The 25,377-nt window shown below is 58.2% G+C and carries 20 protein-coding genes; 14 read left to right on the forward strand and 6 right to left on the reverse strand.

Features of this window, described 5'->3' with window-relative positions; translation table 11 throughout:
• Positions 1-269: 269 nt before the first annotated feature.
• From VB780_RS22230 to argB, 5 genes are all read left to right on the forward strand, one after another.
• Positions 270-2,654 carry a ribonuclease R family protein gene (locus VB780_RS22230; protein WP_323353375.1) on the forward strand — a complete coding sequence of 795 codons (2,385 nt, stop codon included), beginning with the start codon at positions 270-272 and terminating at the stop codon, positions 2,652-2,654.
• Positions 2,655-2,793: 139 nt separating this feature from the next.
• Positions 2,794-3,438 carry a flavin prenyltransferase UbiX gene (locus VB780_RS22235; RefSeq protein ID WP_323353376.1) on the forward strand — a complete coding sequence of 215 codons (645 nt, stop codon included), beginning with the start codon at positions 2,794-2,796 and terminating at the stop codon, positions 3,436-3,438.
• 50 nt (positions 3,439-3,488) lie between these two features.
• Complete coding sequence (locus VB780_RS22240) at positions 3,489-4,676, forward strand: hypothetical protein (protein ID WP_323353377.1); 1,188 nt, start codon at positions 3,489-3,491, stop codon at positions 4,674-4,676.
• Positions 4,677-4,695: 19 nt separating this feature from the next.
• Positions 4,696-5,271, forward strand: a complete 576-nt coding sequence (locus VB780_RS22245) for a shikimate kinase (protein ID WP_323353378.1) — start codon at positions 4,696-4,698, stop codon at positions 5,269-5,271.
• A gap of 45 nt (positions 5,272-5,316) precedes the next feature.
• Positions 5,317-6,222 (forward strand): acetylglutamate kinase, encoded by a 906-nt coding sequence (gene argB / locus VB780_RS22250; protein ID WP_323353379.1) that lies wholly within the window; start codon positions 5,317-5,319, stop codon positions 6,220-6,222.
• 68 nt (positions 6,223-6,290) lie between these two features.
• Here argB and VB780_RS22255 read toward each other — a convergent pair whose 3' ends face one another.
• The gene (locus tag VB780_RS22255) at positions 6,291-6,917 is read right to left on the reverse strand and encodes a glutathione S-transferase family protein (RefSeq protein ID WP_323353380.1); all 627 of its coding nucleotides are present in this window, start codon (positions 6,915-6,917) and stop codon (positions 6,291-6,293) included.
• Between the two features lie 230 nt (positions 6,918-7,147).
• Between VB780_RS22255 and VB780_RS22260 the strand changes: the two genes are divergently transcribed.
• Positions 7,148-8,155 carry an endonuclease/exonuclease/phosphatase family protein gene (locus VB780_RS22260; protein WP_323353381.1) on the forward strand — a complete coding sequence of 336 codons (1,008 nt, stop codon included), beginning with the start codon at positions 7,148-7,150 and terminating at the stop codon, positions 8,153-8,155.
• 23 nt (positions 8,156-8,178) lie between these two features.
• On the opposite strand, the gene VB780_RS22265 is transcribed toward VB780_RS22260, so the two are convergent.
• The gene (locus VB780_RS22265) at positions 8,179-8,922 is read right to left on the reverse strand and encodes an ABC transporter ATP-binding protein (RefSeq protein WP_323353382.1); all 744 of its coding nucleotides are present in this window, start codon (positions 8,920-8,922) and stop codon (positions 8,179-8,181) included.
• Between the two features lie 72 nt (positions 8,923-8,994).
• Between VB780_RS22265 and VB780_RS22270 the strand changes: the two genes are divergently transcribed.
• On the forward strand, positions 8,995-10,110 hold the full coding sequence (locus VB780_RS22270; RefSeq protein ID WP_323353383.1) for a metal ABC transporter substrate-binding protein: 1,116 nt from the start codon (positions 8,995-8,997) through the stop codon (positions 10,108-10,110).
• A gap of 70 nt (positions 10,111-10,180) precedes the next feature.
• Here the strand turns inward: VB780_RS22270 and VB780_RS22275 are convergent, their stop codons facing one another.
• Complete coding sequence (locus tag VB780_RS22275; protein WP_323353384.1) at positions 10,181-12,367, reverse strand: amylo-alpha-1,6-glucosidase; 2,187 nt, start codon at positions 12,365-12,367, stop codon at positions 10,181-10,183.
• Between the two features lie 251 nt (positions 12,368-12,618).
• Positions 12,619-14,004 (reverse strand): hypothetical protein, encoded by a 1,386-nt coding sequence (locus VB780_RS22280; protein WP_323353385.1) that lies wholly within the window; start codon positions 14,002-14,004, stop codon positions 12,619-12,621.
• Between the two features lie 764 nt (positions 14,005-14,768).
• Between VB780_RS22280 and VB780_RS22285 the strand changes: the two genes are divergently transcribed.
• Entirely contained in the window at positions 14,769-15,443 is a 675-nt protein-coding gene (locus VB780_RS22285; protein WP_323353386.1) for a transposase, read from the forward strand.
• 95 nt (positions 15,444-15,538) lie between these two features.
• Here the strand turns inward: VB780_RS22285 and VB780_RS22290 are convergent, their stop codons facing one another.
• On the reverse strand, positions 15,539-17,773 hold the full coding sequence (locus VB780_RS22290) for an NACHT domain-containing protein (RefSeq protein WP_323353387.1): 2,235 nt from the start codon (positions 17,771-17,773) through the stop codon (positions 15,539-15,541).
• 255 nt (positions 17,774-18,028) lie between these two features.
• On the opposite strand from VB780_RS22290, the gene VB780_RS22295 reads away from it, so the two are divergent.
• The 3 genes from VB780_RS22295 to VB780_RS22305 all read left to right on the forward strand — a co-directional run bounded on the left by VB780_RS22295 (position 18,029) and on the right by VB780_RS22305 (position 19,653).
• A complete protein-coding gene (locus VB780_RS22295) occupies positions 18,029-18,955 on the forward strand; it encodes a cation diffusion facilitator family transporter (RefSeq protein ID WP_323353388.1) in 927 nt (308 codons plus the stop codon).
• A gap of 84 nt (positions 18,956-19,039) precedes the next feature.
• Positions 19,040-19,261 carry a hypothetical protein gene (locus VB780_RS22300; protein ID WP_323353389.1) on the forward strand — a complete coding sequence of 74 codons (222 nt, stop codon included), beginning with the start codon at positions 19,040-19,042 and terminating at the stop codon, positions 19,259-19,261.
• Positions 19,258-19,653 carry a type II toxin-antitoxin system VapC family toxin gene (locus tag VB780_RS22305; RefSeq protein ID WP_323353390.1) on the forward strand — a complete coding sequence of 132 codons (396 nt, stop codon included), beginning with the start codon at positions 19,258-19,260 and terminating at the stop codon, positions 19,651-19,653. The genes VB780_RS22300 and VB780_RS22305 overlap by 4 nt, the downstream gene beginning before the upstream one ends.
• Positions 19,654-19,675: 22 nt before the next feature.
• On the opposite strand, the gene VB780_RS22310 is transcribed toward VB780_RS22305, so the two are convergent.
• Entirely contained in the window at positions 19,676-21,589 is a 1,914-nt protein-coding gene (locus tag VB780_RS22310) for an ABC transporter ATP-binding protein (RefSeq protein WP_323353391.1), read from the reverse strand.
• Between the two features lie 169 nt (positions 21,590-21,758).
• Here VB780_RS22310 and VB780_RS22315 point away from each other — a divergent pair, with 169 nt between their 5' ends.
• The 3 genes from VB780_RS22315 to VB780_RS22325 all read left to right on the forward strand — a co-directional run bounded on the left by VB780_RS22315 (position 21,759) and on the right by VB780_RS22325 (position 25,366).
• The gene (locus VB780_RS22315) at positions 21,759-22,811 is read left to right on the forward strand and encodes a hemolysin family protein (RefSeq protein WP_323353392.1); all 1,053 of its coding nucleotides are present in this window, start codon (positions 21,759-21,761) and stop codon (positions 22,809-22,811) included.
• 604 nt (positions 22,812-23,415) lie between these two features.
• A complete protein-coding gene (locus VB780_RS22320) occupies positions 23,416-24,321 on the forward strand; it encodes an ATP adenylyltransferase family protein (protein ID WP_323353393.1) in 906 nt (301 codons plus the stop codon).
• Positions 24,322-24,514: 193 nt separating this feature from the next.
• Entirely contained in the window at positions 24,515-25,366 is an 852-nt protein-coding gene (locus VB780_RS22325) for a stomatin-like protein (protein ID WP_323353394.1), read from the forward strand.
• Positions 25,367-25,377 lie beyond the last annotated feature (11 nt).

Below are 25,377 nucleotides of genomic sequence, written 5' to 3' on the forward strand. Positions count from 1 at the left end.
CACTTGGGCGTTGGCTAACCCAGTCTGTCGGTTGTCCTCTCGGTCATAGCTAGAGGAGGGAGGCCAGAGCTCTTGCCTGCAACCTTAACCTTGAGGAAGACGAATCAAGGCTGGTTGTCGCTACGGCTTCACCCCACCCCACTGGTTTCGGCGTCGCCTCGTTGCCACAGGCAGCGTACTGAGACCGCATCCCGGTTGCTCACCGGGAGTGACGACCCGTCGTAGCCCAGGCACCCCAGTCATGAATAGTTTTAGGAATCAGTCGCTACATGGAACTCTCGATCGCGGCCTTACTGGCAAGTTTTGCCAAAGATAAAACCCACACCCTCAAGGGCCTAGAGAAAAAACTGCACTGCAACGACGATGCCAGCCAGCGCGACTTGCAAATTGCCGTTGACGCCCTAGAGCGGATTGGGGTGCTGGTCAAAGAGCGGGGCAAGTACCGTCGCGATTTGGCCGAAGACGTGATCGAGGGCAAGCTGCGCTGCTCCAGCAAAGGCTTTTGCTTTGCCATTCAGGACGAAGAGGGGGCCGACGATATCTACGTGCGCGAGAGCCAGCTGAATACGGCCTGGAACGGCGATCGCGTGCTGGTCAAAGTCACCAAGGAGGGCAGCCGTCGCCGCAGCCCCGAAGGCGAAGTGCAGCTCATTTTAGAGCGGGCCAATGCCTCGGTGCTGGCCCGGGTCAAGCAAGAGGCCGACGACTACCGCGCCGTGCCCCTCGACGATCGCCTGCTGTTTGAGCTAGCCCTGGTGGCCAATGGCGGCGATCTGGCCGAGGCCGTCGATCAGCTGGCCCATGTCGAAATTGTGCGCTACCCCCTGGGGCAGCACCCGCCCCAGGGCCGGGTCGCCCAAATTCTCGGCAGCGATGCCGAAGCCGCCGCCGACATCGATATCGTCTACTGCAAGCACGACCTGCCCCGCAAGTTTTCTGACGCGGTGCTGACTGCCGCCCAAGATCTGCCCACCCGCGTGCTCAAGGCCGATATCAAAGACCGCCTTGACCTGCGCGAAGCCCTCACCGTGGCCATTGACGGCCCCAACGCCCAGGTAATTGACGATGCCCTCAGCCTGGAGCGCACCGCCGCTGGCCAGTGGCGGCTGGGCATCCACATCGCCGATATCTCCCACTATGTGCCCGCCCATTCCCCCATTGACCAGGAGGCCTGTAAGCGCGGCACCTCGGTGTATCTGGGCGATGAGGTGATTCCCATGCTGCCGCCGCCGCTATCTGGCCCCCTGGGGTCGCTGCTGGCGGGCAAAGACCGGCTGGCGATCTCGGTGCTGGTCACCCTCGACGACACCGGTGCCGTCAAGGAATACGAGGTGCAGCCCACGGTGGTCGCCGTGGATCATCAAATTTCTTACCAAGAAGCCCAGGCGGTGCTGGAGCGCGATAACTCAGACCTGATTGAGAGCCTCGGCATTAAGCCCAAGGTTCTCAAAGCTCTAGAGCCGGTCTATGACCTGATGGATAACCTGCTCTACCTGAGCCAGGCGATCAAACGGCAGCGCCTTCACCGAGGTTCCTTTGAGCTAAATTTGCCCGAATACGACTTCCCTGCCGATGCGGGTGAGCCCCTGGCCCACTATCGATCGCCCAAGTTTCAGTACGACGACGAGGGGCTGCTCGGGGTGATGGTAACGGCCCCTAGCCTGCCCTCCCGGCAGATTGTCACCGAGTCTATGCTGCTGGCCAACCAGCTAATTGCCCAGCAGCTCATAGCCCTGGGGATACCCGCTATCTATCGCCTGCACCGCGCCCCCGACGCTAGCGACGTGCAGGAGCTAGTCAAGCTGGCCGAAAACATGGAGATTCAGCTCACCTTAAATGACGAAGCGGCCCCCCAGCCTAAAGACTACCAGCGGTTTGTGGAACAGTTTGCCGCCTCGGGGGCCGAGAAAATTCTCACCTACCTGCTGCTAGAGACGATTCAGCCCGCGTTCTACAGCACCCACGCCGACCTGCACTTTGGGCTGGCCCTCACCGAGGGGTATACCCACTTCACCTCCCCCTCCCGCCGCTACGCCGACTTACTGGTGCACCGCATTCTCCATGCGGTATTTGAGTCGGGCCGCGATCGCCGCTCCACCCGCTCCAAAGACCCGGCCAACCTACGCCACAGCTCCTGCCACGGCCAGGTCAACTGGAACGTGCTGCCCCCCGAAATTCAGCATGAGCTAGAGGACGACCTGCCCCGCATCGCCATCCACCTGACCGAACGCGAGCGGCTGGCCCAGGAGGCCGAGTCAGACCTGGAGGGGCTCAAAAAAGCGGAGTTTATGCGATCGCACACGGGTGAGGTCTTCCACGGCCTGATTACTGGCGTGCAGTCCTACGGCTTTTTCGTCGAAATCGAAGAGCTGCTGGTTGAAGGGCTTGTCCACGTCAGCTCCCTCAAAGACGACTGGTACGAATACCGCGCCCGCCAGCAGAAACTCGTCGGCCGCAAAAACCGCCAGCAGTATCGCCTCGGCGACAAAGTTGACGTGCAGGTCAAGAGCGTTGACTACTACCGCCAGCAGATCGACCTCGTCGCCGTCGGCGGCGGCAGCCAGGCCCCCGAAGACGAAGACAACAACTACAGCGAAGATGACAACGGCGATCCCATCAATGGCGATGACGGCGGACGGGATGAGAGCGAATAGAGAGATGAGGGGATGAGGAAGTGAGGAGATGAGGCGAAATTGGCCTTGGGATCAGAGGCTCGTTAGGATAATGAGGGAAGAGCGCGTCAGCGTCTAAATCGCCAAAGAACTTCCCCTCATCCCCTCACCAGCTATCCCCATGCTCCCATCCGACACCCTCGCCGCCGCCCGTCCCCTGATCGTGGGTGTCACCGGAGCGTCGGGCTTGATCTATGCCGTGCGTACTCTCAAACACGTACTGACCGCTGATGGTGTAGTGGATCTGGTGGCCTCTAAGGCGTCGCAGATGGTGTGGCAGGCCGAATTGGGTATTCACATGCCCCTCGACCCTGAGAAGCAGGAGCAGTTTTGGCGCGATCAAGCGGGGGTGCCCACCGCAGGCAAGCTGCGCTGCCATCCCTGGGGGGATGTGGGAGCAACCATTGCCAGTGGTTCCTACCGGGCAGCGGGCATGGTTGTAATACCGTGCAGCATGAGCACCGTAGGACGACTGGCGGCGGGGCTGAGTTCCGATCTGCTAGAGCGAGCCGCCGATGTGCAGCTCAAGGAAGGCCGAAAGCTGGTGGTGGTGCCGCGTGAAACTCCCTTTAGCCTGATTCACCTGCGTAACCTGACCACCCTGGCCGAAGCTGGCGCGAGAATTGTGCCCGCGATTCCGGCCTGGTACCACCAGCCCCAGACCATCGACGACCTGGTAGATTTTGTGGTGGCCCGCGCCCTCGACCAGCTCGACCTCGACTGTGTGCCCCTCAACCGCTGGCAGGGGCACCTATCTAACGTCTAACCCTCCACGAGTCACGATAGGATGGGCAGGACGACGCTATAGGGCTAATCATGGCTACCGTACGTCTAATTGTGGTTTTGCTGGTGTTGGGGGCAGTGCTGCTGCTGGGGGTGCAAAACTTGGCTCCGGCTCTACCCCTGGTCTTTTTTGGTGGCACCACCCAGGCTTTGCCCCTTGGTATTTGGCTGACGGGGGCGGTGGGATTGGGGGCGCTGACAACTCTGGTCCTCACTGCTCTACTGGGATCGATTGGCTCTAGCGGCGGCGATCGCTCCAAGGCCTACAAATATCGGCCTCAGTCCTTCTACGAACCCACTGGTTCATCTTCTGGGACAGCCTCGACGGCTAGCCAGGCCGGGCGCAACGCGCCACCGCCCTACACCGCACCAGGATCGAGGAGTGGCAGGGCGGGACGACAGCCCGCCTCTCCTGGCACCAGTGGGGATAATCCCGCTGATGACGACCCCAGTTGGCGAGCCTGGACTAACCTCAAATCACCTAGCCAGTGGAGCGATTGGGAATCTCTCAGCCAGGCCTCAAAACCCGAAGCTACCCCGTCATCCTCTTCAGCTTCGGGGATAGTCGATAGCGTCACCACCTGGTTTAGCAGCAGCAAGCAGCAGGCCAAGCAGCAGCAGCGGGTCAATGAGTCGCTGCGCGAACTCGACACCGACTGGGATGAGCTAGAAAATCGCCCCTACCGCGCCCCTGGAGTTAGCCCAGTAGAAGATCACCTGGATGACATCACCCAGGGCTGGGAGTCAACCAGCGACCCCAACCGTGACTTTGAATCCTCCCAGGCCCCGCGCCGGGTGTACCGAGACGGTTCGCTATATTCCTACAGCTACCGCGATGAGAGTGACCCGGCACCCCAGAGTGGCCAAGTTGACAACATCTACGCGCCTCCTGATGACGTCATCTACGGCAATGACCCAGACCCCAGGTATGCTGACACTGCCTACGCCAGAGGCTCGGTCTACGCCGTTGATGACAGCGCCTACAGTAGCGATGAGGCAGAAGCTGACGACCTAGGCGAACCCGAAATTGCTGAAGATGGTGTCGTCGATGCCGACTATCGGGTGATTGTGCCCCCCTACACCGCCGCCGCCGAAGCCGCCGCTACCGCTGAAACCTGGAGCGATTCGCGAAGCGATCCGTCCCGGAATCGCAGCGAACCTACCCCAGACCGCCCCCCTGGCGATGAATGGGACGACGCCGACGATGCCCTCACCCCCTAACCCCTCACCTCTCCCCTCCATGACCCTAACCGATCGCCTCAACGGCATTAACCTCTACCTCATCGGCATGATGGGCGCTGGCAAAAGCAGCACGGGCGCGGCCCTAGCTCAAATGCTCGGCTACCAGTTCTTTGATACCGATGTCGTGGTAGAAGCCGCCGCGGGGCAGTCCATTCCCGATCTCTTTGCCAGCCAGGGAGAAACCGCCTTTCGTCAGATTGAAACCAAGGTGCTGGCGGAGCTTTCGGCCTATCGTCGCCTGGTGATCGCAACGGGCGGCGGCATTGTCACCCAGCAGCAAAACTGGAGCTACCTGCACCACGGCATTGTGGTGTGGCTGGATGTGCCAACTGCGGTGCTGCAAGGGCGACTGGCGGGGGAGGCGGGCCGCCCGCTTTTGCAGGGGCCAGACTGGGAAACTAAGCTGACGACGGTTTTAGAGCAGCGGCAGCCCCTCTACGCCCAGGCCGATGTGCGGGTGACGGTGGGCGCGGGGGACGCGGTGGGGGCGATCGCCGCCCGCATCCTCGACCTGGTGGCCGAAAGAATTCGTGCTGAGGCTAATTCTGAGACCGATTCTGCCGTGCTCAATTGATACACTACTGGCAGCTTAATTTCTGCCAACCCTATCGGTAGCGCCATGGTTCAGTCTCCTTCTTCGCAAACGGGCAGCGTCAACGAGGCCGAGGCCGCTCGAGTTCGCATTCTCAGCGAGGCGTTGCCCTACATTCAGCAGTTTCGGGGCCGCACGGTGGTGGTGAAGTACGGCGGCGCGGCGATGAAAGACGGCAGCCTGAAGGCGGGCGTCATCCGTGACATTGTGTTTATGTCCTGTGTGGGCATTCGCCCGGTGGTGGTGCACGGCGGCGGCCCCGAAATCAATATTTGGTTGGGCAAGCTGGGCATTGAGCCCCAGTTCAAAGACGGCCTGCGAGTCACCGATGCCCCCACCATGGATGTGGTGGAAATGGTGCTGGTGGGCCGGGTCAACAAAGAACTGGTGTCGCTAATTAACCAGGAGGGGGGTAAGGCGGTGGGCCTCTGCGGCAAAGACGGTAACCTGATCACCGCTCGACCCCAGGGTGCGGCAGACGTGGGCTTTGTGGGCGAGGTGAGCGGCATTGACTCAGGCATCATCAAAACGCTGGTGGAGTCGGGCTACATTCCCATTGTGTCGAGCGTGGCCAGCGACGAAACGGGCCAGGCTTACAACATCAACGCCGACACCGTAGCAGGGGAAATTGCCGCCGCCCTGGGGGCTGAAAAGCTAATTTTGCTCACCGATACTAAGGGCATTTTAGAAGACTACAAAGACCCCTCCACCCTGCTGCCCAAGCTCGATATTCAGCAGGCGCGGCAGCTAATTGAGACCGGCGTGGTAGCTGGGGGGATGATTCCAAAGGTGAACTGCTGCGTGCGATCGCTCGCCCAAGGAGTCGGTGCCGCCCACATTCTCGATGGCCGCGTGCCCCACGCCCTACTGCTGGAGATCTTTAGCGATCTGGGCATTGGCTCGATGATTGTAGCTTCCGAGTTTCGGGGGTAGGCCCAACGAATTTTTGTAGGGGCGCAGCATGCTGCGCCCCTACAGGTATGTTCTAAAGGAATGCCGCCCTAGGAAATTACCGCTAAGAAGCTGGGACGATGGCTGACCTCAGCCCACCAGGCGTTGAGTTTGGGAATTTGGTCGGTGACGGCGGCAAATTCTGGTGTCTTCGACAGATAGAGCATCACCGGCATGAGGTAGAAGTCGGCCAGGGTAATGGTGGGGCCGAGCAGATAGGGGCTACAGGAGGCGATCGCCTCGATCGCCTCCAGTGCGGTCTTCGCCTTGGGGGTCGCATCGGCCACGGCATCCTCATCGGGTTGACCCCCTTTACTCGGCACAATCAGCCGCTGAATGGTGATGGTGCCGATGGCCGGAGCGTAGAGGTAGCTATCGACGATCGCCATGATCTGACGCATGCGGGCCTGGCCCATGGGGTCGGCAGGGGTAAAGGCGCGATTGCCCACCACCGTATCGAGATATTCCACAATGGCGCAGGTTTCGTAGAGGGCTTCCCCATCGACCTCCAGGGTAGGCACCTTGCCGAAGGGATGCTTGGCCAGGTAGGCGGGGTCGCGATCGCTAAAGATATCGACCGCTTTGAGATCGTAGGGCGTGTTGGTCTCCGCCAAAACCATGCGGACAGTGCGGACGTAGGTGCTGAGGGTTGGCCCGTAAAGCGTATATTGCGTCATTTGAGTTAGCGAATAAGTATCAGTGCCACAAGCGGCCTCTTCAACCTACCGTGAGATCCCTGCCCTATGTTGGCCTTCTCAAGGCTGCCTACGCTCTTGGAATCATTTGGAGGCTATTGCCAAGGCGCAAAACCCTTGACCAGAATGGGTATGCAGCGTGACCTGACCCTGCCCTGAATCCAGCCTTTCCCTGCTGACTGTCGCAGTTCAATCTCAGACCAAACAACGGTATGTTTCGCCATCGGTTTCGGGCTAAGTTGCAGTATTTAACCCAGCTTTTAGGCTGGCTGTATATCGGTGCGATCGCCCTTTGGTTTGGGCTGCGACTTGTATTCTTCGACCGTTTTTGGTGGCTAGCGCTGCTGAATACGATCGCGTTCTATCTATTTGTGCCTGTTGTTCTACTACTGCCTCTGAGTATTTGGCTGCGGCTGCGCGGGTTGCTGCTGGGACTGGCTTTGCCGATCGCCATTTTTGTTGGGCTATTTGGCCCCCTGTTCTTGCCGTCTTGGGCAGCGCCAGCGCCCGACTCCCAGAACTTCAAGGTGATGAGCTTCAACCTATTGTGGAGCAACGAGAACTATGCCCAGATAGCTCAGTCCATTCGAGCGGCTGCCCCCGATATTGTCGGTTTTCAAGAAGTTCGCCCGCCGAATATCGAAGCGTTAACAGCGGCTTTGCCCGACTACCCGTACACCCTCTTTCATCAGTCGGACAACTACCATACCGTCGGCCTGATGAGCCGGTTTCCCATAGTCGCCTCTGAGCAGTTACCCGATCCACCAGTTGAACGCGGCCTGCAAACTGTTATTGACCTGGATGGAACGCCGCTGACTGTGATTGTGGCCCATCTGGCCCCCAACAATATGCCGCTGTTTCCGCTGTGCGAATTTGTCGGGCAAACCCAAGATCGCTACACCCGCCGGGCCAATGAGGTAGAACAGCTGAAGCAGGTGGTACAGACCCGCGATCGCCCCACGGTGATCCTCTGCGACTGCAACATGACCGACACCTCTCAAACCCACGCCCAGCTGAAATCGGTGCTGACCGACAGCTTTCAGCAGACTGGGTGGGGGCTAGGCCATACCCTGCGGTTGGGGAGCATCCCTTGGCCCCTTCAGCGGGTTGACTACGTATGGCACACCGCCGACCTGCAATCGGTGAGCGCCGAGGTCGGCGATCGTGGCGGGTCTGACCATTACCCTGTGATTGCCACCCTAAGACCGCAGTCATCTTGAGCGATTCACCCAAGGCCGCACCATCAGCAAAAGAAATCGGCGTAGGAGGCGCTCGCCCCGCTAGGTTCTGGCCCCTGACCGTAGGCCCGCTGAATGTTGTCGAAGGTCATCACAGCTTGCGGGGTGTCATCGGCTAGCAGCTGCCGATTGAGTAGCAGCAGGCGATCGTAGCGGTGTAGGGCATCGCCCCACTCGTGGCTGCACACCACTAGAGTCTTGCCCTCGGCCTGGAGTTCGGCAAAGATCGCCAGCATTAGAGCTTCGGTCTTTTTGTCGATGCCGGTGAAGGGTTCATCGAGCAGCAGTAGGTCGGCATTCTGGGCCAGGGCGCGGGCGAGGAACACGCGCTGCTGCTGACCACCCGAGAGCTGACCGATGGGGCGATCGCACAGATGCAGCATATCCACCCGTTCGAGAGCCACCGTGACCCGCTGCCGTGCCCGCTGGCTGGGCCGCCGAAACCACCCCGCCAGGGCCGACTGGGTCATCATCGCCACCTGCCCGGCGGTGATGGGGTAGTCCCAATCGATGCGCGATCGCTGGGGCACGTAGGCCACCGACCGCCGCTGTCGCCGCAGCGGTGCGCCCTGAAAGAGCACCTGCCCCCGACAGGGCACCAACCCCAGCAGCGCTTGAATTAGGGTGCTTTTGCCTGCGCCGTTGGGGCCAATTAGCCCGACCAGTTCCCCCGCCGCTAAGGACAGAGAAACATTCTCCAGGGCCGGCATACCCCGGTAGTTGACAGACAGGTTTTGAACCTCTAGCATGGCACCCATGAAATGATAACCATTATCACTATCATATTAAAGCAGTTATCTGTTTCTGGGAGAAGGTAGGCCATGTTTTTACACCGGGTTAACCCGCTAGCGCCTCTGAAGGCGGGGCGGTGGGGTGCTGCGATCGCCCTGGCAGTCGGGCTAGTCGGGTGCAGCGGCAACGGCAGCCCTGTGGCAGAATCTGAGGCTGACGCCCCAGCAGAGGCGGAGAGTCCAGTGGTTGTCGCCACCACCAGCGTGCTCTGCGACCTCACCCAGCAGATTGCCGAAACCACCGTCGCCATCACCTGCTTGCTCGATCCCGGCACCGACCCTCACACCTACCAGGTCAAACCCTCCGATCGCCAGGCCCTAGAGCAGGCCGACCTGATTTTCTACGATGGCTACGGCTTTGCGCCCAGCTTGATCAGTTTGGTGGAAAGCAGCACCACGGGGGCCGTGCGGGTGGCTGTTTATGAGCAGGCCGTGCCAAACCCGCTCATGGGCGAAGCCCACGACCACGACCACGGCGATGAAGCGGTTCATGCGGAGGCCGATGAGCATGACCACGACCACGGTGATGATCACGCCGATCACGGCGATGGGCACGACCACAGCGCCACTGCCGATGCCGATTTAGTGCCCGATCCGCACATCTGGCACAGCGCCAACCACAATGCCGCTATGGCCTCGGTGATTGCCGATCGCCTGGCTGAGGTCAACCCCGACCAAGCCGACCTCTATGCCGAGAATGCCAGCCGCCTGGCGACCCAGTTTGAAGAAATCGATCGCTGGATTCAGACCCAGGTGGCTACCGTACCCGCCGACCAGCGCCAGCTCGTCACCACCCACGATTCCTTTGGCTACTTTGCCGATGCCTACGGCTTTGAAGTCAAGGGGGCACTCAGCGGCCTCAGCACTGATGAAAAGCCGACGCCCGGTGCGCTCACGGCACTGGTGGAGCAGGTTAAGGCCGCCCAGGTGCCCGCCATTTTTGCCGAAACTACTACCAACCCCCAGCTGATTGAAGCCGTCGCCAAGGATGCGAACGTCACCGTAGCGGAGCAACCCCTCTTTGTGGAAGGGCCAGGCGGCCCCGGTAGTGGTGCCGAAACCATGCAGGAGGTGCTGGTAGGAAATACCTGCGTGGTGGTGGAGGCTCTGGGGGGCAGCTGCGATCGCGCCAGTGCCCCGCTTTAACGATTGCGAGTTCCCCACAGTTGGGCAGGGCGAACGCCGTAAAGCCTTTGGCCTGGCTTCGCCTACGCCCCTACTCTTTCATTAGGGGTCTGAGCAGAGCGCTCACCCGCAGCACCTCGGCTACCGACCAGGCTTGAGCAAAGGCTCCGCGCGGCTCCATGGGGGCGTCGCCGTCAAAGATTTCGCTGATGGTGCCCAGGCAGCCCCCGCCGTGCAGGTGGTGAATCAGCGGGTCGAGAAAGCTGTGGGCCAGGTCGGCATCCTGGTAGACCCGCCAGTGGGCCTGCACAAAAGGCCCGATCAGCCAGCTCCAGACAGTGCCCTGGTGGTAGGCTCCGTCGCGCTGCACCAGGTCGCCGCCGTAGTGGCCCTGGTATTTGGGATGGGCGGGATCGAGCGATCGCAAGCCGTGGGAAGTCAGCAGCCGCTGGGCCACCACATCCACCACCGCCCGCTGCTGCTCGGCATTCAGGCACGGTTCCCCCAGGGCGGCATCGGGTAGGGAGACGGCAAAAATTTGGTTAGGCCGCAGGGCTGCATCGGCACCGTTGGGGCCATCCAGCAGGTCGTAGCAGTAGCCCAGATCGTCGTTCCAAAACCGCTGAAACCCCTGGCGAGTTTGAGAGGCCAATTCCTGAAACAGGCCGACGGGCTGACCCAAAATTCCGGCAAAATCGGCCATCACCAGCAGGGCGTTGTACCACAGGGCGTTGACCTCAACGGGTTTGCCCATGCGGGGGGTAACCACCCAGTCGCCCACCTTGGCATCCATCCAGGTGAGCTGCACCCCCGACTCCCCAGCGGCGAGCAGCCCATCGGTGGCATCGACCTGAATGCCGTGGCGAGTCCCTTTGCAGTGCCAGGTAATCACCTCCTGGAGCTGGGGAAAAAGCTCTTCGATTAATGCCGTGTTGGCGGTGGCCTGGTGGTAGGCGCGCAGGGCCTCAAAGTACCAAAGGGTTGCGTCTACGGTGTTGTAGTGAGGTGCCTGGCCGTTTTCAGGGAAGGCGTTGGGCAACATGCCCCGGTCAAGAAAGCGGGCAAAGGTCTGCAAAATCAGCCGGGCCAGGGCCGGACGCCCGGTGGCTAGGGTGAGCCCCGGCAGGGCAATCATGGTGTCGCGGCCCCAGTCGCCAAACCAGGGGTAGCCCGCAATCACGGTTTTGCCCAGGCTAGTAGGGGTAAGAGGCGTTGGATCAGACCAGTCTGCCTCCCCAATGTTGGCAATCTGAGCAGAGTTAGAGGTTCGCTGGCTCACCCCATCTTGCGAATTGGTTGAGGATTCGACGTTCCCCAGCGCTAAGGGATTTGGGGTGCCTTCGAGATCCGCTGCGGTGAGAGAGGCGTTGGCTCCTAGGACTGTGATAGGACGGTTGACGACAAACTGATCGGCGGCCAGTACTAGCTGGCTTACCCAGGCGGGTGGTGACTCGTCGGGTTGGGCTGCCTGACCCATCGTAGTCAGGTGCTGCTCGTAGGCTAGGCGGCGGAGCAGGGCACTCTGCCCTGAGCGATCGGCCTCGGCCTCGGTGGTGGCCACTAGGGTAAACGACTGACCCTGACCCAGGGTGGGGGCAAAGGTGGCCGCGTGCAGATGGTCGTCGTAGGGGTGAATACCCCGGTAGGTTTCTACGGCGAGGCTGTAGCCGTTGTACCAGGTGTGAGCGGGTATAGCTGGGGCGGTTTCGCTGAGCAAGTAGAAGGGCTGAACGTTTTCTTTAGCCTGAATGCGCAAACCCTGGGGGCAGTCGGCGATCGCCATTTGCCAACCCTCGCCCTGGGTGCTGTGGTGGTGATGGCGGTGGTTGACCAGCACTTTCAGCGTGAGTTCCACGGGGGCGCTGGCGCGGCTGACGGTGTAGCGCACGTAGGTGGTGTTGGCGCCGGGTTCCATCCAGACGCGCTTTTCGAGCCGGGCATCGGCGATCGCATAGACCCAGATCGGGATGGTGCCCTCCAGCCGAAACGATTCTAGGTAGAGATAGCCCTCGGGTTGCAGCGTGTCATCGGTCCAGCGATCGCAGTACAGCGCGTGGGACTGATCTAAATAGGTCGCGGTTTCGTCAACCTTAGTCACCAGCAGGGTGCGCTCCAGCGGCGGCTTGAGCGCGGCCAGCAGCAGCCCATGATAGTGGCGAGTGAGCACACCCGCTACTGTGCCACTGCCGTAGCCGCCAATGCCGTTGGTGACCAGCCATTCCTGCTGGGTGGCGATCGCTGCATTGCCACACAGGTGCCGCCCCAAGGAAATAGTCATACGTTATTCACCCGTGTTTTGCTCGCCAGGATGTGCACTCGCCGCTACTATAACCAACCTGCGGCGGATTGCACTGCTACCTAAAGGGCGATCGTGTCCCGTCCTGACAAGCTTTACAAAGATTATGTCTTCCCATCCCCTGAACTCATCCGCCCACCTCCTCACCTCCTCACCTCCTCACCTCCTCACCTCCTCACCTCCTCACCTCCCTCATCTTCCCCACTCTTCCATCTCCTCCACTCCCCCATCTCCTAAAACTGCCCCTGCCACGAAATCGCCTGCTCAGCGCTGTTGGTGCCCAGCGATCGCACCGCTGTAATCTCAATCTGGGCGTACCTGCCACGGGTTAAGGGGCCGCGATCGATGGGCAAGCGGCCCAGGGCTAGCTCAAAGCGGTTGCCCTCTAGGCTTACCAGTTCTGCTGGCACTACATCGTCGTAGGCGGTGACGTAGCGCGGGCGGCGATTGTCGCGGGGGTCGCCGTCAGTGGTTCTCAGCGTCAGGCGAAACTGGGTATTGAGGTAGGCCGACTCGCCCGCCAGGTCGAGCACCACGGCCTTGAGGTCAGCGTCGCTGCCCTGCACACCCCCCGAGGCCAGGCGGATGACATCGCTAGCCCGCACCGCATTGGTGACGGTAATGGTGAGTTGGTCAGCTTCGCGGCTGGTGGTGTAGTCGGCCCAGAGGTTGTCGGGGAAGGTGGCGGTCAGCGACCCATCGGGCTGAATTTCGGTGCGCACATCGCCTCCGGCAAAGGCTCCCAAGGGCCGAGGGGCCTGCCAGTCGAGGCTGACGTTGCCTTCCACGCGCCCGGTGTACTCGCGGTAGATGTCGTTGACCCGCGATCCTGGTGCCAGCAGGGCATTGGCTCCAGATTTCTCAACCCACAAATTTCGCGAGAGGCGCACGGGCTGGTTGACCAGAGTTTGCAGCCCCACCGCGATCGCCGGGGTTTCGGGCTGCAAGGGCTCTAGCTGGTTGACAATTTGTAGCTGACCGTCGGCCCCGGGGGCACCGTCGCGGCCAAAGGCACCGTTGCTGCCGCTGCGGCCATCGCGGCAGGTGTAGCGGTTGTTTTGGCAGCTATAGTCGGCCTGGCCGGGGGTGCCGGTGCAGGTTTGAATCTGCCAATCGCGCCAGTCGCAGCGGCAGCCCAGGGCACCGCTGCCGCCCCGCCCGCCCCGGCCAAAGCGCCCGCCGCGAGCATCGACCGAGAGCCGTTGCAGGGCGGTGCGATCGCCAAAATACACCGTCAAATCGCCGCCGCTGCCGCCGTTGCCGCCGCTGCCGCCGCTGCCCCCCGAGCCGCCGTCGGGGGCGCGCAGGTGATAGGCCACGTTGCGGGGTTGGCCACCACAGCGGGGTCGGTAGCCGTTTTCGCCATTCTCACCGTCTTCGCCGTCGCTGCCGGTGAGGGTAAAGCTGGCGGGGGTACCGTCGGCCACGGTCGTCTGGCTAGCCCCAGCAGTGCCATCGCGCCCCGATCGCCCGGTGCGGCCATTGCTGCCCTGACTGCCGTAGGTGCGGGTGTCTTGGGCCCAGGCCAGCATTGAGCAGCCGTCTAACCCCGGCAGCGGCAGGGTGGTTGCAAGTCCTAGGCAGAGCGGGACCAGGGCGACGGCAAGGGCGCGTTTCATGGTGGGTTTTCTCGGTGTGCAAAGCTACCCCAGGGTAGCCACGGGCACGCTTTGATGGTGCGATCGATGTGCCAGAATTTATGGTCAGTTGCCCTGCATTCAAACAGCTGCAACTGGCTGAGCCGGTTAAACCCTGCATCAAATGGTTAGAGCGTGCAACACGACGAATTGCTGCATGACAACGGCGTTGTCAATTGACGGCATCAAATATCAAGCCGCTGCATTAGCATTGCGAAGCCATGCATTAACATTTCAAGGCCTCACGTTATAGATAGGCGATTAGCGCCCTAGAGAATTGACAAAATTAGGGGGTGCATCGAATAACCCCGGCACAAAACTTGATTACCGAGCTGCGTTACTTGATTGCGACAGGCGATAGATAAGTGACGCTCGAAGAAAACTTGATTTTCTGGCAACGTTACTTATCTATGGGGTCTCATAGTTAAGTAACGCCTAAGCGAAACTTGATTTTGTCATAGCGTTACTTATGAATGGGGCTTGCTAATCAAGTAACGTTCGAGGGAAACTCGATTTCCTCTCTTTGTAAGCAGTACTCGTTTCCAGGTTCTACCTGAAAATGCCCTTGCAGTGGCTCTGCTTTGGAACGAGTTCGGTCAGTCAACCAGCGCGAGAGTAGAAGAAGTCTGTGGGGCAGGTAGCCCTTATACATCAATGCCGCGTCAACTTCGAGAATTAATCTCTGGCCGCTGTCATCACGTTACCGTGCGGTGTAATAACCGAGAGTTTCGCCTTACGCGAGTAGAGTGCCGCCGGTATTGCTGTATGCCATCGACCAGTGCAAAGCCAAGTTTGGCTTTAAGTTGTATGGCCTATGCGTAATGAGCAACCACATACACTACTTGTTAGAACCCTCACAGCCAGAAGATTTACCTCGCATTATGCACTGGCTGAACTGGTATACAGCGATGTGTTTCAATCGGATGCTCAACCGCACCGGCCACTTTTGGGAAAAACGCTACCACAGCACCAGCTTTGCCAATACCGACCATCGACGGGCGCTGAATACCCTGCGGTACATACATGCCAATCCTAAAGCAGCGAACATGCAGTCGGGGTTCTTCTATGACTACAGCAACTACGGCACTTATGATCGCTTAACCAACGACGGCCTGACCCAATGGCATCCAGCATTTTTGGCCCTGGGGGCATCGCTAGATTTATGTGTGAAAGCGTATCGGCGGTTTTGCCAGCGCTACAAACCCAAGCCCAAACCCGAAAAACGCAACCACTGGGGCAGCAAAAAGCTGGCTGGGCTGCGTCTGAAGATGAAAGCTAAGAAGGTAAGCCCCGGCCAAAAGAGCCTGTGGGACAACTGGAACGCCCCAATGGATGAAATTGTTAAAACCGCAAAAAAATTTGTGCTAGCGAACTGTCTAAACCCCCACATTGCCGCCGTGCAATTTACCGATTCGACGTGACTATAGGTGCCAGGTAAGCGATCTCCGAAACACCCAATTCTCCGTGTAGAGGAGGTCTACAATAATTCTTTTGATCGGGCTGAAGCGCTTATCTGCTACAGTTTACAAGTCTCGATGCGAGAGAAGAGAATACCCACAACAGCAGAGAGATAACCAAACCCGACCCCCCACAGACAACACGGGAGGTGCCCTTTTGGAGCAGAGGTGTCATATTTTATACGGAACTCCCATTCGCCGTTTTCTCGCCAGTCCACACGGTCTCCAAATCTTTCGAAAGCCTCTTTATAGTACTTGCCATCGGCAATGCCACCAACCTCCTTTGAGAGGTAGATCTCTTTTTGCACGCTAAAGCCAAACCTACCCTGGCTGTACTGCACCCACAGCCCATCGATCGATAAAAGCTCCTCACAGGGAAAGTTTAACAACTCATCAGGCTCAAAATACTGTCCCTCCTCTTTGCCTACGGCGGTAATCATCAGGCGATAGGTTTCGTTGTCTGATTCTCTCCACTGGCCGTTTTGCAAATACTGCTCTAACTGCTGGTAGCGCAGGTTTTGCACGTCGGTAGTAAGTATCTTTAAGTTTTTCTCTAGAGCAGGGTCGAGCTTATCGAGGTTGCGATATTCACGTAGGCAATCATAGGCGAGCTGGGCAGCATCTCTGCCAAGGTCACGGGCATGACGAATGACTTTAGTTAACTGCCCCGGTGAAAGCTGGGCAGTGTAGAGCAAAATAGTTTCTCGCCACCAGGCATTTGACCAGTTCTCTAGCAACAGGTCTAGTCCTTTCGCACCTGCGGTATCTAGCTTGCCCGCTGCAAAATAGCCTTGAAAACTTAGGTGAGGAAACTCATAGTGTCCTTTTTCGCGTTCTACTAACAGTTCACTGACCTGTACCATCTGCTTGAGAAAGTCAACAGAGGCAATTTGCTCTTGGTGCAAAATTGGGTGTTTGCTGAAGAAATTGAGAGTCTGAGTTTCGGTTAGGGTAGGACGATTTTCTTTCACCATAGCTAGAGCCAGGTCTTGCAGCACCTTTGGGCTTTTGGTGTAAGGCAACAGCATAGATATTCCCCGTGCTCTCGGGCGATCATCAAGCTGTAGTTTGCAGATGCCCTCGTACAGCTCAATACGGCGACGGGGTAGCTCGGTGCCTGGGTCAAATCTGTGATAAGTGGCCAGCATGTTCAGCAGCAGCGGGTTTTGAGCCATCTCTTGCAGTTCTGGCCGATTGGGATTAGCAATCTGAGTTAACAAGTTATGCGATTTGCGCTCTGCGGCAGCTCTAGCTTGGGCCTGTTGATTGTCGCTGCGGGCGCAGCGCTCTTGGCAGAGGTACCAGCGTTCTACAAAGCGTTGTTGCTGGCTGGGGCTAAACTTTTTGACAAATAGCGGGGCTGTTGGCGGTTTGGCCTGGTAATCTTTGAACCCGGCAGGGCGAGAGGTCAAGATGAAGGTTGACTCGCTATACTCCCGCATTTGCTGACTAATCCAGTGGCTAACGGCTGGGCGCTGCCCTTCAGCGAGTTCATCAAAACCGTCAAGCATAACCAGTGCCTCTCCCCGCTTGAGCAGGTTTTGCGCCCACTTAGGCGACGGCTGTAGGGGTGAGCTTTGCGATAAGGTCGGTAGATAGTGTTGAGTAATTAAATCGGGCAGCGGGGGCAGTGCCTTTTCATCTATCAGGTCGCGCCAGTCGCGTAAAAACAGCGAAAACGGCACTAGCTTTGGGGCTTTGTAGCGCTTGTGTTTGCCTTCGCCATACATGAGGGCAATGTGCCGCATGAGTGTCGTTTTGCCAAAGCCCCCCTGCGCCTGAATCACCATCTGCTTAAAGGTGCGGTCTTGGCGCGAGCGGCGAATCAAACTCCAAATGTGTAGCCCTTCCGATGCTGGCTGATCGCCATCAGCGAGCAAGGTGCGTTCTGCACCGTAACCGCTTAGCTCTAGGGGTACAAACACCTCCTCCAGCATGGGGATAGCGGTTTTATCGGGCTGAAACCCCTCAGTGTCATACTCTTGGCAGGGCTTAGCCTGAAGCTTTAAGTATTTGCCCTCAAAACCCGAAAACTGCCACCGCAAGGCTTCCAGCAAACTATCTATCCATCGGGCAACAACGTTGGCATGGTTTCCAGCTCTTTCGCTGTAGATTTCTGTTAGGCGCTCAATGAAGCCTTTACTGTAGCTAGCCCAAACCGCCGAGATTACTGTCGCCGGAAACAAGACTATTGCCACTAGCCAGTCTTGCTGAATCAAAAACGATGCGAAAGCCAGGGCGCTACCTCCTAAAGGCGACCAGCGCACAATGCTCTGTCCAATCTGCTTTAGCATGGGCTCTCACAGCTACATGGTTGGTAAATGAAGGCACGGGGCGAGTTGCCTCTTATTTTGGCCTACCCCAACGAAAACCGATGCAGCATTACCGATGCAGCATTGTAGAGTTCGTCTTTGCCACCGAGTAGTGTAGCTATCGGTTCTAAAGCGAGTGCTTTTTGGTCAAGGTCATCTCCACCAAAATTCATCACAGCCTCTGGCTGAGCTGGGTAGGCCCCCTACAATGGGTCGAGAGTATATGAGAAGACGACCATGGCTGGTGGTGAATCCAAAGTTTCAATCTATGCCGCATTAGGGGCCAATATCGCCATTGGCATTGCCAAATTTGTCGGTGCTGCCATCAGCGGCAGCTCGGCCATGTTGTCAGAGGGCATCCACTCCGTAGTCGATTCTGTCAATGAGCTGCTGCTGCTCTATGGCCTCAAGCAAAGCGAGGCTCCGCCAGACGAGCAATTTCCCCTGGGTCATGGGCAAGAGCTGTATTTTTGGTCGCTGATGGTCGCGGTGCTGATTTTTGCCCTGGGGGGTGGCGTGTCGATGTACGAGGGGTGGCATAGTTTTCAACACCCTGAGGTCGGCGACCATGCCTTAGTTAGCTATATCGTGCTGGCCGCCGCTGCCGTGTTTGAAAGCTTGGCCCTAGCCGTGTCTATTCGGGAGTTTAACAAAAACTATCCCCGCAAAGCTGAGGTTAGCTTGTGGCAAGCCATTCGCGACAGTAAAGATCCCAGCTCATTTATTGTCATTGTGGAAGATGCCGCTGCGCTGGTCGGCCTTTCCATTGCCTTTGCCGGGATTGTGCTCACCCAGACGTTTAACAATGCTGTCTATGACGGCGTTGCTTCCATCTTGATTGGGCTATTGCTCATCGTAGTCGCCATTTTGTTAGTGATCGAAACTAAGAGTTTACTGATGGGGGAAAGCGCTTCTCTAGCAGTGCGAGATAGCATCAAAACCCTTGTCAAGGCTGACCAGGCTGTCTCTAAAATGGGGCCACCGATTACCCTGCACCTAGGCCCTAGGGATATCATGCTGGCGATGAATATCGAATTTCGCGATCATCTCTCTGCCGACGAGATTGAAGCAGCGGTACGCCGAATTGAGCAGAGCATTCGCACCACCCATCAAGACGTGAACCGCATCTTTATTGAAGCGGCCTCGCTTGATAAAGCTAACTAAAACAACACCGTAAGTCATACGTCTTGCAGGGTAGCTCGTAAATCGTGCTAGCTTCGTAGCATTGCTTCTCTAAAGACAAATGCCATGCTACGAAGCTATGAAGCCATCTACAAAGACGGACAGTTGCAGTGGCTCTCAGAGCCGCCTCAGATCGGCTCTGCGCGAGTTATTATCACCATTCTAGAAGACACTACGGCTGATCTGACTCAGCGTGTGGCTTCCAGCGCGATCGCTGGCAAAGGTAAAACTCTAGGGGACATCGTTAGCCCCATCGTTGCAGAAGAAGACTGGGAAGGCCTGAAGTGATTGTGCTGGATACGCACATTTGGTTTTGGTTCATCAATCAAGAATTTGAGCGATTTCCGGCTCATTGGAGAACTCAGATCGAAACCTCTACCCAGGTGGGTGTTTCGCCTGTCTCCTGCTATGAAATCGCGCTTGCAGAGCAGCGAGGACGATTAGAACTACCTTGTCCCGCAGATCAATGGTTTGAAGAAGCATTAGCTCCATCAGGTATTACTCTGCTGCCTCTCACGGCTGAAATAGCTTGCTGCGCCGTTGGTCTATCCCCTGTGCACAAAGATCCTTTTGATCGCATGATTATTGCGACGGCGCTATTGTTCGAGGGGCAGCTTGCGAGCATTGACAGTTTGTTTCCTCAATACCCAGAGCTTAAGGGCTATCTCATGAGGCCATAACTAAAGCCCACCGACAATTGATCTAAGCTACCGAGGCCCGATCGCGCTGCAACTCCTGAATGCGATCGAGGCTGCCCACGGGAATAGCGTTGATTAGCGCCTGGGTGTAAGGCTTCTGGGGCTGGCGGTAGACCTGCTCGGCGGGGCCAATTTCTTCGACTCGGCCCTGGTTCATCACCATAATGCGATCGCTCATAAACTTCACCACCGCCAAATCGTGGGAAATAAAGATATAGGTGAGGTCAAACTCCGCCTGAAGTTCTTTCAGCAGGTTGAGCACCTGGGCCTGCACCGACACATCCAGCGCCGACACCGACTCATCGCAGATGATGAACTTGGGGTTGAGGGCCAGGGCGCGGGCAATGCAGACCCGCTGGCGCTGCCCGCCCGAAAACTCGTGGGGGTAGCGGTTCATGCAGGTGGTGGGCAGCCCGACGCGATCGAGCAGGTAGGCGACGCGCTCCTGCTGGTTGCGCCTGCTCTTAATCACGCCGTGGATTTTGAGCGGTTCGGCGATCGCCGCCCCAATGCTCATCCTTGGATCTAAAGAACTATAGGGGTCTTGAAAGACAATCTGCATATCTCGCCGCAGCTGCCTGAGCTGTGAGGAGCCTAAGCTCAGCACATCGCGCCCCTCAAACCAAACCTTGCCGCCCATGGCGGGCACCAGCCGCAGCAGGGCGCGGCCCAGGGTGGTTTTGCCGCAGCCCGACTCGCCCACCAGGCCAAAGGTCTCGCCCTTTTGAATTTGAAACGACACATCCTGCACGGCCATAACGTGGCTGCGGGTTTTGCCAAACACGCCCCGCACCGGGTAGCCCACCTGCAAATTCTCCACCGCCAGCAGGGGGCCGTTGGCGGCCAGCGTTGCGGCCCGCGTCGTCAGCTCCTCGTCTGTTAGGGGCGCAAAGCGGGCCTGGGCCTCGGCATCGAGCGTCTGCTCGCGCAGGGCGGTACCGGGTTGTCCACCGTTGGGCGAGCTGGCTCCAGCGATCGCGTCAGTAGACATAAAGTCGGTCACGGTGGGCAGCAGGCGCAGCCGCTTGTTGGGCTGGGGGCGGCAGGCCAGCAGCCCCTTGGTGTAGGGATGCTGGGGCTGAGCAAAAATATCCCACACCGGCCCAGCTTCGACAATGTTGCCCTGGTACATCACCGCCACCTGGTCGGCAATCTCGGCGATGATGCCCAGGTCGTGGGTGATGAAGATTAGCGACATGCCGCGGCGATCGCGCAGTTCGCGCAGCAGGTCGAGAATCGTCGCCTGCACCGTCACATCCAGCGCCGTGGTGGGTTCGTCGGCAATCAGCAGGTCGGGATTGCAGGAGATCGCCATGGCGATCATCACCCGCTGAATCTGACCCCCCGACAGCTCGTGGGGATAGCGATCGAGAATGGCCTGCTGACGGCGATCAACCTCTTCCTTGAGCGATTGGTCGTCAAGGCTGGGCTTTTCGGCTTTGACGGTGGTCATTAAAGCCGCGTCGGCGGGGAGCAGTTTGACCTCTTGCAGACGGGCGATCGCCTGCTGACGAGCCTCTTCCTTAGAAATATTTTGGTGCTGGCGAATCGCCTCCACCATTTGAAACCCGACGGTGTACACCGGATTCAGCGAGCTCATCGGCTCCTGAAAAATCATCGACACCTGCCCGCCCCGGTAGCCCTGGAGCTGGGTCTCGCTCAGCGTAGCGAGATCTACCGGGGTGCCGGTGCCGGGGTTAAACCAGATTTCGCCGTTGACCACTTTGCCCGGTGGATTGGGCACCAGCCCCATCACCGCCAGCGACGTCACCGACTTCCCCGACCCCGACTCGCCCACAATGCCCAGGGTCTGCCCCCGCTGCACCTGAAACGAAATGTCGTTCACGGCCTGGATCAGTTGCTCATCCACCTCAAAGTGAACGGTGAGGTGCTGAACGTCGAGAATGGTATCACTCATTGGGTTGCTTGCTGGCGAACGACCAGGGTGAGACAGCCCCCGCTCACCCTCGGCCCTTGATGGCCAATATACCGGGAAAGAGAGGGGTTGATTAATCCCGTTAATGGATCATAGTAGATGAATCATAACAGCCTCCCCTCTGCCGGTTTCGTTCGTCCCCAACCCTCCTATGCTCACCCTTGCGATCGCGATTTTGATCATGCTTTTGGGCTCTGCCCTGTGCTCGGGTAGCGAAGCGGCACTGCTGTCGGTGCCCACGCTCAAGGCCCAGCAGCTAGCCGAGTCTAAAAAACCTGCCGCCATTACGCTTTTGGCCATTCGCCAAAAAATCAATCGGCCCATTGCCACCATCGTGATCCTCAACAACCTGTTCAATATTGTGGGCAGTGTTTTAATCGGGGGAATCGCCGCCACGATTTTTAACGATGCCCTACTGGGGGTGTTTACCGGCGTGCTCACGCTGCTGGTAATTTTGTTTGGCGAAATTTTCCCCAAAATTTTGGGAGAACGCTACGCCATTCCCATCGCTCTGACCGTCGCCGCCCCTGTGCGGTGGACAACCTGGCTGTTTCTTCCCGTCGTGCTGCTGCTAGAGAAAGCCACCGCTCCCCTGCTCGGCGATGGCAAGCGCCCCAGCACCAACGAGGCCGAGATCAAACTTTTGGCCACCATCGGCCACCAGGAAGGCATCATCGAGGCCGACGAAGCCGAGATGATTCTGCGAGTGTTTCGCCTCAACGATATGAAGTCGGTCAATATCATGACCCCTCGGGTCGCCGTCACCCACCTGCCCGGTGACCTCACCATCGCCGAAGCCGAAGCCCAAATTCTCAACTCGCAGCACAGCCGCATTCTAATCAGCGACAACGACATTGATCGAATTATGGGGCTAGTGCTCAAAAATGAGCTGCTCACCGCCCTGATTCGCGGCCAAGGGCACCAGCTGCTCAGCCAGGTGGCCCGCCCGGTGCGCTTCGTGGCCGAGGCCGAACGGGCCGACAAGCTGCTGCAAGACTTTCAAACCGCCCGCGAGCACCTGGCGGTGGTGGTCGATGAGTACGGCGGCGTCTCGGGGGTAGTCACCCTCGAAGACGTGCTGGAGGTACTGACCGGCGAAATCGTCGATGAGACCGATCGCAGCATTGACCTGCAAAAACTGGCCCGTCAGCGCGGGCGACAAATCCTCAGCAGCCGTGGCTTCGACCGCCCCACCGAAAGCTAAAGCCACTACCCGCTAGGGCTACCCGCTGTTTCCCTAGCGCAATTGGCGTCAGAACGTCGCACCTATATTTTTTGGCGAGACAAAAAGACTGTTTTAACCCCTTAGCAAATAACGGTCTTTGTCAAGGGGGTTTTTGCTAAAAAAGCTCGCCATTAGCCCACTGTTAACTATCGTTTCATCGGTGGAAATCAGCCGACCCAGAGACTATATTGAATGTGGAGCTGATAAGGCTCCCCTGGCAGATAAAACAGCCAAAAGTCCACATAAAAAAGGAGTGAAAACGCTGTTAGCTATACATCTGTCTCGTCTAAACGGCAGCACCCAGCACTTAGGCCAACCCTTCCTGAAGTAGCAAATGGGAGTTTTTAAGAACAACATTACATTCTCCGCGAGAGCGCAAATAGAACGTGCATGTTGTTTCTTATCTCCACGTAGGCTCAATCAAATGTAGGAAGTTCTTTGGTAAAAAGTCTGGGTGTTGTTGGTTTAAATAAAACTAATTTTTCGAAGTTTTTCGGTTCATGTTTGTATGCTGGCCGTGGTGCCGTCACCAGCGACGGTTTGCTAAAGTCGGGAAGGCAACCCTCTCCCCATTCCCTTCCCTATGGAGCAATTTCCCGAGGCTGAGCTAGCGCCTGGTGTTCTCTGGAGCAAAATTCAGCGGCAGACGCGTCACGCCCAGGGCTGTGGTGCCCTGCAACCCATCGACACCCGTCACGAATTTTTAGAGCAGGGGGGCATGCGCTTTTTAGTCAGAATTTTGGCCAACCTGACCCGCAAAGAAAAGGCAGACTTGGCTCAGCAGCGGCAGCAGCGGGCCGGCCAGCCCGCCAATCCCTTTTTGCCCTACGACCCAGACCTGTTTGTGGCCAACCTTTCGGCCACCCACCTGTGCCTGCTCAATAAATACAACGTGGTCGATCACCACATCTTGATCGTCACCCGCGCCTATGAAGATCAAGACAGCTGGCTGACCCTGAGCGACTTTGATGCCCTGGCCCGCTGTATGGCTGACATTGACGGGCTGGCGTTTTACAACGGCGGTCGCCTGGCCGGGGCCAGCCAGCACCACAAGCACCTCCAACTCGTGCCGCCGCCCCTCTGCCCCGATCGCCGCCCGCTGCCCCTGGCCACCGTAATTGCTGATCTAGACCTCAAACCCGATTCCCCTGACCCGGTGGCCTCTCCGCTGCTACCCTTTCGCCACGCCATTGTGCCCCTAGGCAGCGCCCCGTCTCCCCAGGGGAAAGCGCTATTGAAGGCCTACCAAACCCTGTTGGCCCACTTGGGTATCGATGGCAGCGAGCCGCCCCAGGCGTTTCCCTACAACCTGTTAATCACCCGCGAGTGGATGATGATGGTGGCCCGCCAGCAGGATCACTACCAGTCGATTCCGGTGAATTCCCTGGGGTTCGCGGGGTCGCTGCTGGTTAAAAATCTAGAGCAGTTTGACTTGCTCAAAACCCTTGGCCCGATGACCGTTCTCAAACGGGTGGCCTGTCCAAACTGATGGGGACGACTGGGTCTATTCTGGGCGCGTTGGTAACGCCTGTTCTTAGAGGGGCAGGAGTGGGTTGAGGCGTTGAATGTTAACCCCTGAGTTGTGCAGCGGCTTAGGGGCAGAAATCGCTCACTTTAGCGAGAAATCGGTACACTGGTCAGTAGAACAGGCTTACTCAACTCTTTAGCTCCGGGAGCTGGCCGTGCCGTCAATCATTGGGATTCTGGCGTTAATTATTATCGGCTACACCGTTGGCTCGGTGCGCATCATCAATCAGGGTACCGAGGCGCTGGTAGAGCGGCTGGGGCGCTACAACCGCAAGCTTAAGCCGGGGCTAAACTTTATTGTGCCGGTGCTCGACTACATTGTGCTACGCGACAGCGTGCGCGAGCAGATTCTCGATGTGGCCAAACAGGGGGCGATCACCCGAGACAACGTGTCGCTGGAAGTTGACGCGGTGGTGTACTGGCGCATTCTGGAGCTAGAGCTGACCTTTTATGCCATCGAAAACGTCGAGCAGGCCATTCAAGAACTGGTCACAACGACCCTGCGATCGGAAATCGGCAAGATGGAGTTTGAAAAGACGTTTTCCTCTCGCGATGAGCTCAACCGGGCGTTACTCTCTCAGCTCGATGAAGCTACTGAGCCCTGGGGGGTAAAGGTCACGCGGGTCGAGGTACAGGAAATTATTCCCCCTGAAGAGGTGAGGCGCTCGATGCAGTTGCAGCAGGCGGCGGAGCTGAAAAGCCGGGCCATGGTGCTTGAAGCCCAGGGGGAACAGGAGGCCGCCATTAAGCGGGCCGAAGCTACGGTGCGATCGATTCAAATGCTTTCCCAGGCGCTGCAAAACCAGGGAGATACCTCCGAAATTCTCAACTACTTGCTGGCCCAGCGCTACGTGGAAGCCAACCAAAGGCTGGGGGAGAGCGACAACTCCAAAGTGGTCTTTATGGATCCTAAAATGCTGACAGAGGGGCTAGTCGAGCTGATGCATACGGACACTGCCACCCCCAAGAAGACAGACTCAGACGACTTCCCCAGTCGCCGTCGGTAGCCCTCTAATGT

Origin of the sequence: Leptolyngbya sp. CCNP1308 (assembly GCF_034932455.1) — a bacterium.
Taxonomy (GTDB): domain Bacteria; phylum Cyanobacteriota; class Cyanobacteriia; order Phormidesmidales; family Phormidesmidaceae; genus Nodosilinea.

Excerpts from the sequence above, each read along its gene's own strand:
- VB780_RS22230 (WP_323353375.1), top strand. The coding sequence starts at position 270 with ATGGAACTCTCGATCGCGGCCTTACTGGCAAGTTTTGCCAAAGATAAA.
- VB780_RS22235 (WP_323353376.1), top strand. The coding sequence starts at position 2,794 with ATGCTCCCATCCGACACCCTCGCCGCCGCCCGTCCCCTGATCGTGGGT.
- VB780_RS22240 (WP_323353377.1), top strand. The coding sequence starts at position 3,489 with ATGGCTACCGTACGTCTAATTGTGGTTTTGCTGGTGTTGGGGGCAGTG.
- VB780_RS22245 (WP_323353378.1), top strand. The coding sequence starts at position 4,696 with ATGACCCTAACCGATCGCCTCAACGGCATTAACCTCTACCTCATCGGC.
- argB (WP_323353379.1), top strand. The coding sequence starts at position 5,317 with ATGGTTCAGTCTCCTTCTTCGCAAACGGGCAGCGTCAACGAGGCCGAG.
- VB780_RS22255 (WP_323353380.1), bottom strand. The coding sequence starts at position 6,917 with ATGACGCAATATACGCTTTACGGGCCAACCCTCAGCACCTACGTCCGC.
- VB780_RS22260 (WP_323353381.1), top strand. The coding sequence starts at position 7,148 with ATGTTTCGCCATCGGTTTCGGGCTAAGTTGCAGTATTTAACCCAGCTT.
- VB780_RS22265 (WP_323353382.1), bottom strand. The coding sequence starts at position 8,922 with ATGCTAGAGGTTCAAAACCTGTCTGTCAACTACCGGGGTATGCCGGCC.
- VB780_RS22270 (WP_323353383.1), top strand. The coding sequence starts at position 8,995 with ATGTTTTTACACCGGGTTAACCCGCTAGCGCCTCTGAAGGCGGGGCGG.
- VB780_RS22275 (WP_323353384.1), bottom strand. The coding sequence starts at position 12,367 with ATGACTATTTCCTTGGGGCGGCACCTGTGTGGCAATGCAGCGATCGCC.
- VB780_RS22280 (WP_323353385.1), bottom strand. The coding sequence starts at position 14,004 with ATGAAACGCGCCCTTGCCGTCGCCCTGGTCCCGCTCTGCCTAGGACTT.
- VB780_RS22290 (WP_323353387.1), bottom strand. The coding sequence starts at position 17,773 with ATGCTAAAGCAGATTGGACAGAGCATTGTGCGCTGGTCGCCTTTAGGA.
- VB780_RS22295 (WP_323353388.1), top strand. The coding sequence starts at position 18,029 with ATGGCTGGTGGTGAATCCAAAGTTTCAATCTATGCCGCATTAGGGGCC.
- VB780_RS22300 (WP_323353389.1), top strand. The coding sequence starts at position 19,040 with ATGCTACGAAGCTATGAAGCCATCTACAAAGACGGACAGTTGCAGTGG.
- VB780_RS22310 (WP_323353391.1), bottom strand. The coding sequence starts at position 21,589 with ATGAGTGATACCATTCTCGACGTTCAGCACCTCACCGTTCACTTTGAG.
- VB780_RS22315 (WP_323353392.1), top strand. The coding sequence starts at position 21,759 with ATGCTCACCCTTGCGATCGCGATTTTGATCATGCTTTTGGGCTCTGCC.
- VB780_RS22320 (WP_323353393.1), top strand. The coding sequence starts at position 23,416 with ATGGAGCAATTTCCCGAGGCTGAGCTAGCGCCTGGTGTTCTCTGGAGC.